At 48.9% G+C, this 13,285-nt stretch carries 19 protein-coding genes; 3 read left to right on the top strand and 16 right to left on the bottom strand.

Annotation, left to right across the window (positions count from 1 at the left end; genetic code table 11):
• Position 1: 1 nt before the first annotated feature.
• A complete protein-coding gene (locus DFP83_RS01495; RefSeq protein ID WP_110572462.1) occupies positions 2 to 1,312 on the bottom strand; it encodes an NCS2 family permease in 1,311 nt (436 codons plus the stop codon).
• Positions 1,313 to 1,417: 105 nt separating this feature from the next.
• Between DFP83_RS01495 and DFP83_RS01490 the strand changes: the two genes are divergently transcribed.
• Positions 1,418 to 1,741 carry a 2Fe-2S iron-sulfur cluster-binding protein gene (locus tag DFP83_RS01490; RefSeq protein WP_338067687.1) on the top strand — a complete coding sequence of 108 codons (324 nt, stop codon included), beginning with the start codon at positions 1,418 to 1,420 and terminating at the stop codon, positions 1,739 to 1,741.
• Here DFP83_RS01490 and DFP83_RS01485 read toward each other — a convergent pair.
• From DFP83_RS01485 to prmB, 5 genes are read right to left on the bottom strand one after another with little or no spacing between them, the layout of a single operon-like run.
• Complete coding sequence (locus tag DFP83_RS01485) at positions 1,738 to 2,880, bottom strand: ATP-NAD kinase family protein (RefSeq protein ID WP_110572458.1); 1,143 nt, start codon at positions 2,878 to 2,880, stop codon at positions 1,738 to 1,740. The two genes, DFP83_RS01490 and DFP83_RS01485, sit on opposite strands and share 4 nt — an antisense overlap.
• 7 nt (positions 2,881 to 2,887) lie before the next feature.
• Positions 2,888 to 3,019, bottom strand: a complete 132-nt coding sequence (locus DFP83_RS01480; protein ID WP_083405101.1) for an entericidin A/B family lipoprotein — start codon at positions 3,017 to 3,019, stop codon at positions 2,888 to 2,890.
• 15 nt (positions 3,020 to 3,034) lie between these two features.
• Complete coding sequence (locus DFP83_RS01475) at positions 3,035 to 3,592, bottom strand: elongation factor P hydroxylase (RefSeq protein WP_110572456.1); 558 nt, start codon at positions 3,590 to 3,592, stop codon at positions 3,035 to 3,037.
• The gene (gene aroC / locus DFP83_RS01470; RefSeq protein WP_110572455.1) at positions 3,564 to 4,640 is read right to left on the bottom strand and encodes a chorismate synthase; all 1,077 of its coding nucleotides are present in this window, start codon (positions 4,638 to 4,640) and stop codon (positions 3,564 to 3,566) included. Before aroC ends, DFP83_RS01475 begins: the two co-directional genes overlap by 29 nt.
• Positions 4,641 to 4,649: 9 nt before the next feature.
• Entirely contained in the window at positions 4,650 to 5,576 is a 927-nt protein-coding gene (gene prmB / locus DFP83_RS01465) for a 50S ribosomal protein L3 N(5)-glutamine methyltransferase (RefSeq protein WP_110572453.1), read from the bottom strand.
• A gap of 77 nt (positions 5,577 to 5,653) precedes the next feature.
• On the opposite strand from prmB, the gene smrB reads away from it, so the two are divergent.
• The gene (gene smrB / locus DFP83_RS01460) at positions 5,654 to 6,229 is read left to right on the top strand and encodes an endonuclease SmrB (protein WP_110572451.1); all 576 of its coding nucleotides are present in this window, start codon (positions 5,654 to 5,656) and stop codon (positions 6,227 to 6,229) included.
• A 4-nt stretch (positions 6,230 to 6,233) separates the two neighbouring features.
• Here the strand turns inward: smrB and sixA are convergent, their stop codons facing one another.
• Genes sixA through DFP83_RS01445 form a run of 3 tightly spaced genes read right to left on the bottom strand, consistent with a single transcriptional unit; the run spans position 6,234 to position 7,506 of the window.
• On the bottom strand, positions 6,234 to 6,710 hold the full coding sequence (gene sixA, locus DFP83_RS01455) for a phosphohistidine phosphatase SixA (protein ID WP_110572449.1): 477 nt from the start codon (positions 6,708 to 6,710) through the stop codon (positions 6,234 to 6,236).
• Between the two features lie 17 nt (positions 6,711 to 6,727).
• Positions 6,728 to 7,072, bottom strand: a complete 345-nt coding sequence (locus tag DFP83_RS01450; protein ID WP_110572447.1) for an RnfH family protein — start codon at positions 7,070 to 7,072, stop codon at positions 6,728 to 6,730.
• Positions 7,073 to 7,074: 2 nt separating this feature from the next.
• A complete protein-coding gene (locus tag DFP83_RS01445) occupies positions 7,075 to 7,506 on the bottom strand; it encodes a type II toxin-antitoxin system RatA family toxin (RefSeq protein WP_110572445.1) in 432 nt (143 codons plus the stop codon).
• A gap of 108 nt (positions 7,507 to 7,614) precedes the next feature.
• On the opposite strand from DFP83_RS01445, the gene smpB reads away from it, so the two are divergent.
• Positions 7,615 to 8,094: an SsrA-binding protein SmpB gene (smpB, locus tag DFP83_RS01440; RefSeq protein ID WP_110572443.1), complete on the top strand. Its 480-nt coding sequence runs from the start codon at positions 7,615 to 7,617 to the stop codon at positions 8,092 to 8,094.
• Between the two features lie 12 nt (positions 8,095 to 8,106).
• Here smpB and DFP83_RS01435 read toward each other — a convergent pair whose 3' ends face one another.
• Genes DFP83_RS01435 through DFP83_RS01405 form a run of 7 tightly spaced genes read right to left on the bottom strand, consistent with a single transcriptional unit; the run spans position 8,107 to position 13,284 of the window.
• Complete coding sequence (locus tag DFP83_RS01435; protein WP_110572441.1) at positions 8,107 to 8,490, bottom strand: hypothetical protein; 384 nt, start codon at positions 8,488 to 8,490, stop codon at positions 8,107 to 8,109.
• Positions 8,477 to 8,917, bottom strand: coding sequence for a tetratricopeptide repeat protein (locus DFP83_RS01430; RefSeq protein ID WP_110572439.1), 441 nt, complete (start codon positions 8,915 to 8,917; stop codon positions 8,477 to 8,479). The genes DFP83_RS01435 and DFP83_RS01430 overlap by 14 nt, the downstream gene beginning before the upstream one ends.
• Complete coding sequence (locus DFP83_RS01425) at positions 8,868 to 9,245, bottom strand: DUF192 domain-containing protein (RefSeq protein ID WP_110572437.1); 378 nt, start codon at positions 9,243 to 9,245, stop codon at positions 8,868 to 8,870. Before DFP83_RS01425 ends, DFP83_RS01430 begins: the two co-directional genes overlap by 50 nt.
• Positions 9,245 to 10,039: a type II secretion system F family protein gene (locus DFP83_RS01420; protein WP_110572435.1), complete on the bottom strand. Its 795-nt coding sequence runs from the start codon at positions 10,037 to 10,039 to the stop codon at positions 9,245 to 9,247. The genes DFP83_RS01425 and DFP83_RS01420 overlap by 1 nt, the downstream gene beginning before the upstream one ends.
• The gene (locus DFP83_RS01415; protein ID WP_110572433.1) at positions 10,039 to 10,884 is read right to left on the bottom strand and encodes a type II secretion system F family protein; all 846 of its coding nucleotides are present in this window, start codon (positions 10,882 to 10,884) and stop codon (positions 10,039 to 10,041) included. Before DFP83_RS01415 ends, DFP83_RS01420 begins: the two co-directional genes overlap by 1 nt.
• 4 nt (positions 10,885 to 10,888) lie before the next feature.
• Positions 10,889 to 12,100 carry a TadA family conjugal transfer-associated ATPase gene (locus DFP83_RS01410; protein ID WP_110572431.1) on the bottom strand — a complete coding sequence of 404 codons (1,212 nt, stop codon included), beginning with the start codon at positions 12,098 to 12,100 and terminating at the stop codon, positions 10,889 to 10,891.
• Between the two features lie 2 nt (positions 12,101 to 12,102).
• On the bottom strand, positions 12,103 to 13,284 hold the full coding sequence (locus DFP83_RS01405; RefSeq protein WP_110572429.1) for a type II and III secretion system protein family protein: 1,182 nt from the start codon (positions 13,282 to 13,284) through the stop codon (positions 12,103 to 12,105).
• Position 13,285: the final 1 nt, after the last annotated feature.

Below are 13,285 nucleotides of genomic sequence, written 5' to 3'. Positions count from 1 at the left end.
GTTACCCCAACCAAATGAATTTACTTACAAACAATAGTGCCAATAGTATCACGCTAAACGTCAGTTCTTTGCTCTTCCCAGCGAGGAGTTTAATAACCACATAGCTGATAAAGCCCAATGCAATACCATCGGCAATAGAAAACGTGAGAGGCGTCATCAATAACACCACCATCACCGGTGCGGCCTCTGTAATGTCATTCCAATCGACATCTTGCAGCGTAAACAGCATCAGCACCGCGACATAAATGATCGCCCCGGCTGTCGCGTATGGCGGTATCATGCCCGCCAACGGCGAGAAAAACATAGCCAATAAAAACAACAAACCGACGACCACGGCAGCCAGGCCAGTTTTACCACCCGAGGCAACCCCTGCAGCCGACTCGACATAACTGGTGGTGGTTGATGTCCCCATCATCGAACCCGCCACCGTTGCCGTACTATCGGCCATCAAAGCGCGTTCTAAGCGTGGTAAGCTGCCGTCTTTCTTGGCTAACCCGGCCTTCTGCGCGACCGCTAATAGCGTCCCCGATGTGTCGAATAGATCAACAAACAAGAACGCAAAAATTACCGAAAGCATACCCAGGTCGAATGCTGCTTCGATGTTCATCTGCATGAAGGTCGGTGCTAAGCTCGGTGGCATTGATGCGATTCCGGTATAATCTACGTAGCCTAATACCCACGCGATTAACGTGATGGCTAAAATACTCATCAGCGCAGCCCCTTGTACGCCGCGAGCCGCCAAACCAATAATGGTAAAGAAGCCAAATGCAGCAAGAATAACCGACGGGTCACCCAAGTGGCCAAGTGTCACAATGGTGGCATCGTTTGCCACGACGATGTTCGCGTTCTTTAGACCAATCAATGCCAGGAACGCACCAATACCGGCAGCTATTGCGCGTCGTAGCGTCATAGGAATCGATTGAATTATCCACTCTCGAACACGAAAAACGGATAATAAGAAAAAGGTAATCCCCGAGAAGAACACCGCACCGAGCGCGGTTTGCCAATCGTAACCCATACCGCCTACAACGGAATAAGTGAAAAATGCGTTAAGCCCCATACCGGGCGCCAGCGCCACTGGGTAGTTTGCCCAGAAGCCCATAATAAAACAGCCAATCGCCGCGGCTAGACAGGTTGCGACAAACACCGCGCCATAGTCCATGCCCGCTTCACTCAAAATCGAAGGGTTCACGAAAATAATATAAGCCATGGTGAGGAACGTCGTCGCGCCGCCAATCACTTCTTTTTTGATCGAGCTACCACGACTGTAAAAACCAAACCACTTATCTAACCAAGCCGCCACTGCTTGCATGAGATTACCACCCTTTTGTGCCACAAATGCGATTTTTGGATTGAGCTTAAAAGCCGCGTATTCTATCCTATCGAGCAACAATTATGAATGCAGTAAAAGGAATGAATGATGCCAACCGTATATTTTGTTGATGCTGATGGTGGTCAACACGAAGCAGAAGTTGATGTCGGTACCAATGTAATGGAAGCCGCGACAGAAAACTTTATTGATGGGATTGTCGGTGAATGTGGCGGCGTATTGTCGTGCGCAACCTGCCATGTTTATGTTGATAAAGAATGGCTTAGCAAGTTACCAGACGCCTCTGAACAAGAAGAAGATATGCTCGATATGGCCATTGAGCCGGAAGACAACAGCCGCTTAAGTTGCCAGATTGAAATGACCGAAGCGCTCGACGGACTGGTCGTCCACTTACCTAAGCGTCAGTTTTAATCTACCGCCTCAATACGCACGACCACTTCATCATGGTAACCGGTTATGACCGAAATCATACCGGACCATGCGTGGTCGAGCGCTTCATCCCCTGAATCAATGCGTAACGGACGTCCGTCTAAACCTTTCAGTTTAGTTTTCGTTGCAACAATCCAAAGATTCTCACGTCCAACGGCTTCTAACACACGTGGACTCAATTGCTGATTACCACGCCCAATAACGTGCCCTTGACCGCCGATCACGGTCACCAATAGCTTGACCTGCCCCTGCGGTAAGGCAGTTACCCGTTGATACAGTTCAGCCTCAGTGAGATCCTGAGCCAGCACCTGACCATCATGCACCCAGTCGACACCTAACAAGCTATTAGCGAGGCCGATATCTTGCATGATCGCATTAATCGTTGAGCCCGATCCGACAATAAGATGTTCATCGTCCAGACGTTCCTCGATCTCAGCCGCCATGTCGGCTAAAACAAGTTCATCGCTCTCTTTGCCACCCATTTTTACCGCTTGGATATACTGCAACTCGTCAGGTACTAACATTTCGCCAAAGCGTTTTGCCTTGACCGTGCCTTGTCGAAATAACGCTTCATCAATATCCATCACATCCGCATAGCGAACGCTCGATAACCCACCACTGACCATGTTTTCGATAACGCGCGCGGCTGCTTTAGGGCTGATGCTATACACCCCCGAGTGGATTTTAACACCAGCCGGAATGCCTAACACAAGCTGTTCGTCATCGATAACTTGATACACATCGCGGGCGGTTCCATCACCACCTGCAAACACAATGACATCGGGGCGGTGCTGCTGAATGGCTGTAACCGCTGCTTGTGTATCCGAGGCTTCAGTTTGTTCAGCACTGGGTTGATAAACGACGTCGTGGCTAAAGCCTAACGCGTCAAGCACGTCGGCACCCATGGCGCCAGCAGCGGTAATAAAATGAACCTGGTCAGCTAATTGCTTTAACTCACGTAGCGCCGTCGAGACGCGTTGGTTAGCTTTTGGTGTTGCTCCTAAGGCAAGCGCCTTTTGGCGTGTTTGCTCGCCATCACTACCTTTTAGGGCGACTGCGCCCCCTATCCCCGCAAACGGGTTAATGACTAATCCAATCGAGAAACGACGGCTGTACTGCATGCGTTATTTAAGCTCCATTTTCATCCGCAGACTCTTCGATAGCTTCGCCTGCATCTTCAACATCTTGACCCATACCTTCAATGGTAGAGCAACTTGCAAGACCAATGACTGCAATCAACATAGCAAAATAGCGTTTCATAATTCCTCCTCGATGTTAACGTGCCAACGCCTCAGCCGGAGGCCAGGGTCGTTGGTAATAACGACATAATGCTTGAGCAAAAACATTCGCTCTTGTCGGTAATGAAGTACGCATAAAATCGAAAAGTTGATCGCTTACTCTCGCAGCAAAAGCCTCACGGTCGACTTCGATGCCCGATAAATTATCCACGCTGACTTGGAATGGCACACCGGCACACAACGAAAATAACTGTTCGAGCGCCTGAGGTTTTACTTCGACTTTTTCAAACTGCTGTTGCTGTGCGTGATCACGACCGTCGGGGATATACCAGTAGCCGTAATCAAAAATATGTCGCCGCACCTTACCCGCAAGACACCAATGCGCGACCTCGTGCAATGCAGATGCATAAAAACCGTGTGCAAAAACCACCTGATGATAGGTCTCGCCCTCTGCTGCGGGGCGGTAATAGGGTTCATCGTCGCCCTTTACTAACACGGTCTGTTCAGTCTTTGCAAAACACTGATTAAAAATATCGATTAACTGTTGATAGTGACGTGACTGATGCTCACAGCTCGGTACGCTGGACGTCTGCATTCTGACCTCTATCACGTAAAAAATGGTCGACTAAGACTAACGCCATCATGGCTTCAACAATTGGCACCGCCCGGATACCGACACAGGGATCATGACGCCCTTTTGTCACGATATCGACAGGTTGACCGTCGGTTGTCACGGTTTTCCCCGGGATGCTGATGCTCGACGTAGGCTTGAACGCAACCTCTGCAGTCACCGTTTGCCCGGTTGAAATTCCACCTAAAACGCCACCGGCGTGATTCGATTGAAAACCATCAGGCATCATTTCATCACGATGCTCACTTCCCCGTTGGGTAACCACATCAAAGCCATCGCCAATTGAAACCGCCTTAGCGGCATTGATGCTCATCAATGCTTTGGCGATATCCGCGTCTAAACGATCAAATACCGGTTCACCCCAGCCCACGGGAACGCCGAGCGCTTCAACATAGATGCGGGCACCAACCGAATCGCCTTGCTTTTTCAACTCGCGTATCAACGCATCCATCGGCTCAACCGCATCAGGATTGGCACAGAAAAACGCGTTTTCGTTAACCGCGGACCAGGCTTGAATCGGCGCTTTCACCGCGCCCATTTGGGTTAATGCGGCACGAATATGAATACCCTTTTGCGCTAATACTTTGGCTGCAATGGCGCCCGCCGCGACACGCATTGCCGTCTCACGCGCAGAGGAACGCCCACCACCTCGATAATCACGAATACCATATTTCTGCTGGTAGGTATAATCCGCATGCCCAGGTCTAAACTGTTGCTTTATCGCACTGTAATCTTGGCTACGTTGATCCTGATTACGAATCACAAGACCAATGGGGGTGCCGGTTGTACGTCCTTCAAAGACGCCCGATAAGATTTCTACTTGGTCCGGCTCTTGTCGCTGTGTCGTGTAACGACTGGTCCCGGGACGACGTCGATCAAGTGCTTGCTGAATATCTTCATGACTGAGTTCAATGCCAGCTGGGCAGCCATCGACCACCGCACCTAACCCCACGCCATGACTCTCACCAAAGGTGGTTACCGTAAACAATGTGCCCCACGTGTTTCCTGCCATGGTTGACTCCTAAAGGTTACCGTAGCATGCACGATGGTGTTCAAGCTGTGCTTTGTTCAATACAAAAACGCCATGTCCACCGCGCTCAAACTCAAGCCAAATAAAGCCTGTCTCAGGGTACTTGTCATCAAGTGCCGCCATGGAGTTGCCCACCTCACAGAACAACAGACCGTTATCCGTTAGATAATCGGCTGCCTCAAGTAACATCGTGTCGACTAAGCTCAAACCGTCATCACCCGCTGCAAGTCCGAGCTCGGGTTCATGTCTAAACTCATCGGGTAAATCCGACATATCCTCTGCGTCAACGTAAGGTGGGTTGGTCACTATGAGATCATACTGTTGCCCCTGCAGACCAGCAAAGATATCCGATTGAATCGGAGTCACTTGCGCCTCAAGACCGTGCTGTGCAATGTTATATTCTGCCACCGCCAATGCATCGACAGAAATGTCTGTTGCATCAACTTCGGCGTCTGGGAACGCATAAGCACAGGCTATCGCAATACAACCACTGCCCGTGCACATATCCAATACGCGTGTTGGCGTTTGCGTAAGCCATGGCTGAAAACCTTGTTCGATCAGCTCTGCAAAAGGCGAACGTGGCACCAGAACGCGCTCGTCGACATAAAAGGGTAAGCCTGCAAACCATGCTTCATTGAGTAAATAGGCAGCCGGCGTGCGCTCAGCGATACGGCGCTGCAATAACGCAACATATTGGCGCTTTTCTTGCGTCGTTAAACGACAATGACGCATATCGATGAGTTCATCGGGCGTCAACGAGACAATATGTCCAAGCAGTGCTCGTGCCTCTTCGACAGCATTCGCATAGCCGTGACCAAAATAAACGTCGGCACGTGCCATTTGACTGACACTCCAACGCAGAATGTCATCAATCGTATGCAGTTCATTAATGGCTTGCTGAGTGGCTTCTGAATCCAAACTTATCCCCTGCTAGTAAATCGGTTATACTTAACTGCCGTATAAGATACCTTAAGCAGCGCTAGGAATCATCCACCATGGCCTCAAAATACAAAGCGAGTAGTAAAAAAAACAACGACCATGATGCAGCGCTCGATACCGACGAGCGCGATTTGTTTAGACAGGCGATGGCGGGTATTCAACCGATCGAAAGCGATGAAGTGGCACCATTGTCTGCACATGAAAAAATCAAACAAAAGCGCCACAACCGTCAAAAGCAAGCGGTAAAGGATGTGCAGGATGTTGTGAGAGACACGTTTTCTGACAACTTCGAAGGTTACTTAGGGGATGATAAGGTGGCCTACACAGCGCCGGGAGAGAGTAGTTACTTAGCTAAGCAGTTAAGGCGCGGGGACTATGCCCCAGAAATGCTACTTGATTTACATGGGTTAACCGTAGCACAGGCCAAACATGAACTCGCCGCCATGCTTGCCGCCTGCGAAAAAGAGTTAGTACAGTGCTGTTCAGTAATGCATGGCCATGGCACTGGCATACTCAAGAAACAATTACCACACTGGCTTATTCAGCATCCCGCCGTGCGCGCGTTTCATCAAGCACCGAAAGCATTTGGCGGTGATGCTGCGGTGCTGATACTGCTCAAAGCGCCTGAATAGTGGCTCAGCAATGCTCGGGTTGCATGAGCTGCTTTAATTGACCTACGCCAGTGCTGGGATCAAACTCGATTTCTGCAATTGCAGCGGTCGAAAATATCGGTGGCTGTTGTGTTTTATCAATTTCAGCCACCAAGTAACTGACTAGAGGCATGTGGGTCACCACCAACGCCGATTGCACACCCGCTACGGCGATTTCGGCGGCGAGCTCAGTCACAGTCTCGTGTACACGTTTTTCGGGTGTCAAACAATCCAATACCTTAACTTGCTGGCAATTTAGCCGCTCGTTCATCACCGTCTGCGTTTCTTTTGCGCGCTGATACGGGCTGGTATAGCACTGTTCAATCAGTTCACATTGTTGTTGCAACCACTCGCTGGCGTGTCGAACTTCCATAATGCCATCGTCAGTCAGACGACGTTCACTATCCGGCCAAGGATCAGACATCGGTTCGGCTTGCCCATGACGCATGATAAAAAGCTTCATCCCAACTCCCACTTAGCTTATTCGCTAGTTCGACGTTTCGCGTCCGGTCGACCGCCGGTAACTTTATCGGCACGACCTTCTTGTTTTGCTCGCTCAGCCCGCTTTTTACGTATCGCTTTAGGATCCGCAATCAGTGGACGATAAATTTCAATGCGATCACCATCCCGTGGTTGCGCATCGAGTTTTGTTGCCTTGCTCCAAATGCCAACTTTTTGCTCTTCAAGATTAATTTCGGCAAATTGCTGCATTATCCCTGAACGTTCGATACAGGTTCTTACATCGGTGCCTTCAGGCACAGTGACTGTTAAGATAGCTTGTCGCTCCGGCGTCGCGTAAGCGACTTCAATCACCACCATTGCCATACTTATCCGTATACCTGCTTAGCGCGTTGTGCGAACGCATCGACCATACGCGCAGTGACTTCACTGAACACCTTGCCAAATGCCATACCCAGTAATCGGTTAGAAAACTGAAAGGTTAAATCGAACTGAATTTTGCACGCGTCATCAGCAAGCGGAATAAACTGCCAGCCGCCGCTCAACGACTCAAAAGGGCCATCTTCAAGGCTCATATCAATGCGTTCAGGCTTAAATAACTGATTGCGCGTAGTGAACCTTTTTTTGATACCTGCCTTACTAATATCAAGGCTAGCGATTTTAAAGTCCGGCTCAGATTCATGTACTTGAGATCCGACACAACCCGGCACAAATTCTGGGTATGATTCGATGTCATTAACCAAATCAAACATCTGCTCAGCACTGTATGAGACAAGCGCGCTTTTTGATATGCTAGGCATGAATCCTCTATCGCTTACTTCGTTTAGCGCAATGATAACTCAAACACGTATTCATTGAAGCCCTTAAAATGAATTTTCTTTTAGTTTTTCATGGGTATAATAGTTGCCATGAGTAAGAAAAAACCACAATCAAATAGTTCGACCATCGCACTGAATAAAAAAGCGCGTCATGAATATTTTCTTGAAGAAAAATTCGAGGCGGGCATCAGCCTGCAAGGCTGGGAAGTAAAAAGTATTCGTGAAGGAAAGGTCAATATTCGCGACAGCTACGTCATTATGAAAAATGGCGAAGCGTTTTTATTGGGTGCGGAAATTCAACCGCTCACGCAAGCGTCCAGTCATGTCTATTGTGAGCCTGACCGTTCGCGTAAGTTATTGCTGAAAAAGAAAGAGCTGGATAAGTTAATTGGCGCATCAGAGCGCGAAGGCTTTGCGGTGGTGGCAACCGCCATGTATTGGAAGCAATGCTGGGTTAAGCTTGAGTGTTACCTAGCCAAAGGTAAAAAATCGCACGATAAACGCGATACCATTAAAGAGCGCGATTGGCAGCGTCAGAAGTCACGTATTCTTAAGCACTCTGCTCGCTAAGCCCGCACGCGTTCATGGGTTAGCCGACAGCGCAATACGCCAGCTATCTTCGAACCATTGCCCTTCAACATGATCAGCAAGGTAACGTCTCTGTAGAGTCGTTACCGGCTGAATAATTGCGTAGATACCGCCATTACCAGCACTTAGCTCAACGGACCACGGTACTTCTGAGTGTCTCAAATAGCTTGAAAATTCAGTCGCTGATGGCACACGCTGTAACCGGTGTGACTGCAACTGCCATGCTGCTTTGATCATATGCACATACTCCGCCGTCAACGCATTAAGCAACCTGTGTTGGCGCTGCAAGGTCAACGATAGTGAGCCGGCTGGCATTGCCAAGCTGACTAATGTGAGCAGTACCACGGCAACTGCGAAGCCACGATTACATCTGGTCATTACCTAAGCTGACTCGTTGTAACTTAAGCAGCAACGATAATAGTCGCTCATCCTCTTCCGGTAGTCGTTGCAGCTGAGTACGCGCTTTCATTAACGTGGCGGTTGTTTGCCTCAGTTCGGTTAAAGCTAAATTATGCCACACATCGCTCTCGTGTGGATTAAGCTGTACCGATGTACGGTAGGCTTCGCGAGCAGCCTCCAAGCGATGCTGACGAAGATGAATATTACCTAATAAACGCCAACTCTCGGCGCTGCCTGCACCGTGTTGATGCAGTGCATGTAAATGCTGCTCCGCCGAAAGCAGATCGCCCTGCTCGTACCACGCCTTGGCGTTGCCTAATTGATACTGAGCATACTGAGGTGATTGTGGAGTGCTATTACACGCGCTCAAACACAATACGAGTAGCCCAACGGTCTTCTTCATCATGCCTCCTTGCCTCTAACTGGAGCTGTGCTCCAATCCATGATTCGAGTGGATACGGACACAAAGCACACAGCTCGATTAGAGTGTCCGCCCGCTTATGCCAATACATTCGATTAGGCACCAACAAACGCTTCACATCGATAATGATGCCATGGCTATCTAATGCGATAACGTCAATGGGAAAGCGCATCCCCCAAGTATGTACCGCTCGACAGTGCGGAAACCAAAAAGCGCTTAATGCTGTGATATCGTTAATAGCAGTGATACCCCGCAGACGCTGAATGTAGCTCGTTAAGTAGTGCGTATCGGGCCAGATTATTGTTTCATTCATTAATAGCCTCCTTGCGACAGCTGAATAAAAATAGGCCCCAAGATCACTAAAAAGTTGACGGGAAAAAAACAGCTGAGCAAAGGTAAAAGCAATTTAACAGGCGCTTCTTGCGCCTTCTTTTCAGCATGGTTAAGTTGCTCGTCACGCAACTGTTCAGAAAAGAACATTAAGGCGTCGATTAAGCTATTCCCCTGTTGGTATCCCCTATTTAGTAATTTGCACCATTCACTTAATGCATTCACCCGGTAGAGATCTGCCAAGCTATTCAGAGCGCTTTCCAAATCGGTGCCACGTCGAATCTGTTGCCCCACGTAGTTTATTTCCCGAGCGAGGAAGCCCATGCTTGATGCTGTGGCGACCCGATCGAGCGCAGGAATCAACGGCAGTCCGGATGCCAACATCATGGCAAGCAAATCACAGAAGTCGGGCAGTTCACGATAGATATGTGCTTGTTTGCTACGAAACTGTCGTTGCCCGCGCTGAACAATCAGCGCGGTCACCAGCACGAGCATCATCGCCAACCAATACAATTTGAACAGTAGACTAAAAGTACCCAGCATCGCTATCAGACAACTGACGTTGATAACGCGATAATGGAAGCGTGTAGCTTTTTGCTCTAAATCAAACCAACGCCGCAATATAACTTGAGCGCGAGCGGGTATTTTCTGATACAGGCGTTCGCAATACCGTTCCCAGCGCTGAGCTATCTGAAGGTAACGTGCAATCCATAGCACAGTGCCAGCTACCAGGCTGCAAAGCGTGAATAAACAAAAAACAATAATCAGTAACTGCATCAGAAGTCATCAGTATTTAATATACGTTTAACCATCATTGCACCTATTAAGGTCAGTATAAGCGCGGCCCCTAAAGCCACTTGACCGACTAAGGTGTTAGTGAGATACGCCGTATGAGTGGGTTTCATCCAATTCAGCAGTAAAAAAAGCGCAAATGGCATACAGATCAAGACCCAAGCTTGCATGCGTCCCTGCGCTGACAAAGCCTGTTGCCTATCGCGCACTTTTTGTTGTTGCCCCAAATTTTCTGCCAACCGGCGTAATACTTGTGACTGTTGTCCACCGTTGCGATAACCAAGAATTAGCGCTTGTACCACCAGCGTAATACTAAAAATCGGCACACGTTGCTGCCAGCCGATCAACGCGGTTGGTAAATCATCGCCTAACTTAATTTGTCGAATGATTTCGTTAATTTCCTGCCCCAACGGCGCTTCAAATTCACCAAATAATGACGTGATGGCGTTGACCATACTCATACCTGACTTGAGTTGATTCGATAAATTCATTAGCAACATCGGCAATTGGCGCTGTAATGCACGGTAACGTTTATTTCTGAACCTGCGATAAATCAAAGGCGGAGAAACTAAACATGTCAACAACGTAATTCCGGCAGAATTGACTCCCCAGAGTGATCCCATGATGAGCGGCAGGATAATGCTGGCAATCAAATAGCCGCGAATTAACCATTTGACCGGTAGAAAAACAAAAAACTCTTGTAATGAGCGCTGCGTATGCTGAGCCAGGGTGCCTTCAATGGCTTGTAAACGATTCCTGTTGATCTGGCGCATCCATGCTAACCAAATCACAATGGTGAATAATGTGCAGGCAATAACAGCAATGAGCATAAATTTAACCCATTAAGGTCTGCGTCAATTGCTCTTGCAACTCAGGCGGTTGCCCAGCTGCAAATCGAGCAGGCATCCCTTGGCTGACTAAACCGTGTTCCCCACGTTGTCGCGCAAACAAGGTACCAATTTGAAGTGTTTCACCATCAATACCTGTTAGTTCATCAATACTTGTGACGACCCGCTGGCCGGTATTTAGTCGTGCGGTTTGCACGATTAAATCAACGGCACTGGCAATCTGCTGACGGATCGCAAACACGGGCAAATCCATTGCTCCCATTAACACCATAATCTCTAGCCGTCGCACGGCATCTCGCGCGGTATTGGCATGCACCGTACTGAGTGAACCCGCGTGTCCAGTATTCATTGCTTGAAGCATGTCTAATGCCTCGGCACCGCGACATTCACCCACGACGATTCGATCAGGTCGCATGCGTAGCGAGTTAATAACCAGATCGCGAATATGGATCGCACCTTTTCCTTCTTGGTTTTTCGGGCGGGCTTCGAGTGAGACCAGATTCTTGTGTTGTAGCCTCAGCTCAGCAGCATCCTCAATCGTAACGATCCGCTCGTCGCTTGGAATAAACGAAGATAGTGTATTAAGTAAGGTGGTTTTGCCGCTTCCTGTACCGCCCGAAATAATAATATTTTGCCGACACTCAACAGCCAGCTTCAAAAACTCCGCTGCTTTTGGCGATAACGAGTCGAACTTAATCAAGTCATCAATTGTTAACGGCGTTGAGGAAAACTTACGGATTGTGATACAGCTTCCCTTCACGGCGAGCGGTTGCAGCACCGCGTTCACCCGTGAGCCATCGGATAATCGGGCATCGACCATAGGTGAAGAGTCGTCAACATGTCTGCCAAGCGGTAATACAATGCGCTCGATGACCCGTCGTAGACTCGACTCATCGCTGAAAGCCAGGCCAGAGTCAGTTAACCGCCCTGCCCGTTCAATAAAAATCTGATCATAACGATTCACCATAATTTCGGACACAGTTTCGTCTCTCAGCAACGCTTCAATAGGACCCAAACCGAGCATCTCATCAATCACATCGGCCACCGCATCTTCTGACACTTGAGACTGATGACTATGAAGCTCTAGTAAATAACGTTTAGCGTGCTCTCTGAGCTCCGCTGGCGGTAGATCCTGCACACCCGACTGTCGTTGTTGCAGGTGATTTTTGAGGGCGAATCGAAGTTGTTGTTTATCCATGCTCACTCCTTGAGTCCAATGCATCCGGCCTGTTGGTACCATTGCCGTGCCTGCTGTTGATGTCGTCTTTTCAACGCATGACGCTGGTAGTCCTGCGCGACAATTTCGCTCGTTACAAAAATAAGTAACTCAGTATGCTGGTTGCGTTGTCCCCGCTGTTTAAACGCTTCCCCAGCGATTGGCAGTCGGTTTAGACCCGGTAGCCCCGCTTCAGATTCACTGCTATCAGCACTTAATAATCCGGATAACACGACTGTCTCTCCGTGTTGCGAACTTAATACCGCCTCGGTTCGGCGCGTGAGAATGCCAGGAACCCCATTCACTTCAACGGCGGGATCGAGATTCGATACTTCGGCGCTTAATTTTGCGGTAATTTGGTTATCCATCCCGATGACGGGTTCGATGGTTAGACGCACACCGTATTCACGAAAGGTGAGGTCCTGCATGCCTTGACCCACCACTTGAGGAATCGGAATTTCCCCCCCAGCAAGAAACGATGCTGGCTGACCGCTTTGAGTAGTCAACACGGGCGTTGCCAGTAATTTGGCGGCACCTTGCTGTTCGAGTAACTGAATATTCGACATCAATAAAGGACTCCATTCGACGCCTCCCTGACGACCCCACTGCCAGTTTGGACCTGCAATTTGTGAATCCCATTGAATTCCGAGTTGGCGCACAAACTGTTGCTTAATTTCCAAGATCGTGACCTTAAGCCGCAGCATCGGTCGCTCAACTCGAGTGGCCGAGGTTTGGTCAATGATATTCGGATAGGGTGCGATTAACTTTTGAAGTGATGCCCGCTTTGCATCGGGTAAAGTGCCTTTTAGCTCTATTTGGTTACCAACATGATGAAAGCTAAAGTCGGGGTAGTCACGCTGCCAAGCTTCTAGCCTTCCGATAACGGATGCTGGAACAGCATGGACTACAGTAATAACAATGCGTTTATCATGTGGACCAATCAACCACATATCCGTTGTTCCAGCCATTAAACCACGCACCAACAGCGTATCTTCAGAGACCAATTTCGCTTGTGCTAACGATTCATTGGCGACCATGACTTGGGTGCCCGATGTAATGCGTATTCGCTCGCTTTGTCCAACCGTAATGGTAAGCTCATCAACCGACGTCGCAAAGCACGCAGGGGCAACGATGAGCAAGACCAAAGTCATTAATCGATTAAGCATT

Origin of the sequence: Idiomarina fontislapidosi, from assembly GCF_003226255.1 — a bacterium.
In the GTDB taxonomy this organism is placed as follows: domain Bacteria; phylum Pseudomonadota; class Gammaproteobacteria; order Enterobacterales; family Alteromonadaceae; genus Idiomarina; species Idiomarina fontislapidosi.
This window is presented reverse-complemented; position numbering and strand designations above follow the sequence as displayed.

Excerpts from the sequence above, each read along its gene's own strand:
- DFP83_RS01425 (WP_110572437.1), bottom strand. The coding sequence starts at position 9,245 with ATGAATGAAACAATAATCTGGCCCGATACGCACTACTTAACGAGCTAC.
- smrB (WP_110572451.1), top strand. The coding sequence starts at position 5,654 with ATGGCCTCAAAATACAAAGCGAGTAGTAAAAAAAACAACGACCATGAT.
- smpB (WP_110572443.1), top strand. The coding sequence starts at position 7,615 with ATGAGTAAGAAAAAACCACAATCAAATAGTTCGACCATCGCACTGAAT.
- DFP83_RS01420 (WP_110572435.1), bottom strand. The coding sequence starts at position 10,039 with ATGCAGTTACTGATTATTGTTTTTTGTTTATTCACGCTTTGCAGCCTG.
- aroC (WP_110572455.1), bottom strand. The coding sequence starts at position 4,640 with ATGGCAGGAAACACGTGGGGCACATTGTTTACGGTAACCACCTTTGGT.
- DFP83_RS01490 (WP_338067687.1), top strand. The coding sequence starts at position 1,418 with ATGATGCCAACCGTATATTTTGTTGATGCTGATGGTGGTCAACACGAA.
- DFP83_RS01410 (WP_110572431.1), bottom strand. The coding sequence starts at position 12,100 with ATGGATAAACAACAACTTCGATTCGCCCTCAAAAATCACCTGCAACAA.
- DFP83_RS01405 (WP_110572429.1), bottom strand. The coding sequence starts at position 13,284 with ATGCTTAATCGATTAATGACTTTGGTCTTGCTCATCGTTGCCCCTGCG.
- DFP83_RS01445 (WP_110572445.1), bottom strand. The coding sequence starts at position 7,506 with ATGCCTAGCATATCAAAAAGCGCGCTTGTCTCATACAGTGCTGAGCAG.
- DFP83_RS01450 (WP_110572447.1), bottom strand. The coding sequence starts at position 7,072 with ATGGCAATGGTGGTGATTGAAGTCGCTTACGCGACGCCGGAGCGACAA.
- DFP83_RS01485 (WP_110572458.1), bottom strand. The coding sequence starts at position 2,880 with ATGCAGTACAGCCGTCGTTTCTCGATTGGATTAGTCATTAACCCGTTT.
- DFP83_RS01430 (WP_110572439.1), bottom strand. The coding sequence starts at position 8,917 with ATGATGAAGAAGACCGTTGGGCTACTCGTATTGTGTTTGAGCGCGTGT.
- DFP83_RS01480 (WP_083405101.1), bottom strand. The coding sequence starts at position 3,019 with ATGAAACGCTATTTTGCTATGTTGATTGCAGTCATTGGTCTTGCAAGT.
- DFP83_RS01475 (WP_110572456.1), bottom strand. The coding sequence starts at position 3,592 with ATGCAGACGTCCAGCGTACCGAGCTGTGAGCATCAGTCACGTCACTAT.
- DFP83_RS01415 (WP_110572433.1), bottom strand. The coding sequence starts at position 10,884 with ATGCTCATTGCTGTTATTGCCTGCACATTATTCACCATTGTGATTTGG.
- sixA (WP_110572449.1), bottom strand. The coding sequence starts at position 6,710 with ATGAAGCTTTTTATCATGCGTCATGGGCAAGCCGAACCGATGTCTGAT.
- DFP83_RS01495 (WP_110572462.1), bottom strand. The coding sequence starts at position 1,312 with ATGCAAGCAGTGGCGGCTTGGTTAGATAAGTGGTTTGGTTTTTACAGT.
- DFP83_RS01435 (WP_110572441.1), bottom strand. The coding sequence starts at position 8,490 with ATGACCAGATGTAATCGTGGCTTCGCAGTTGCCGTGGTACTGCTCACA.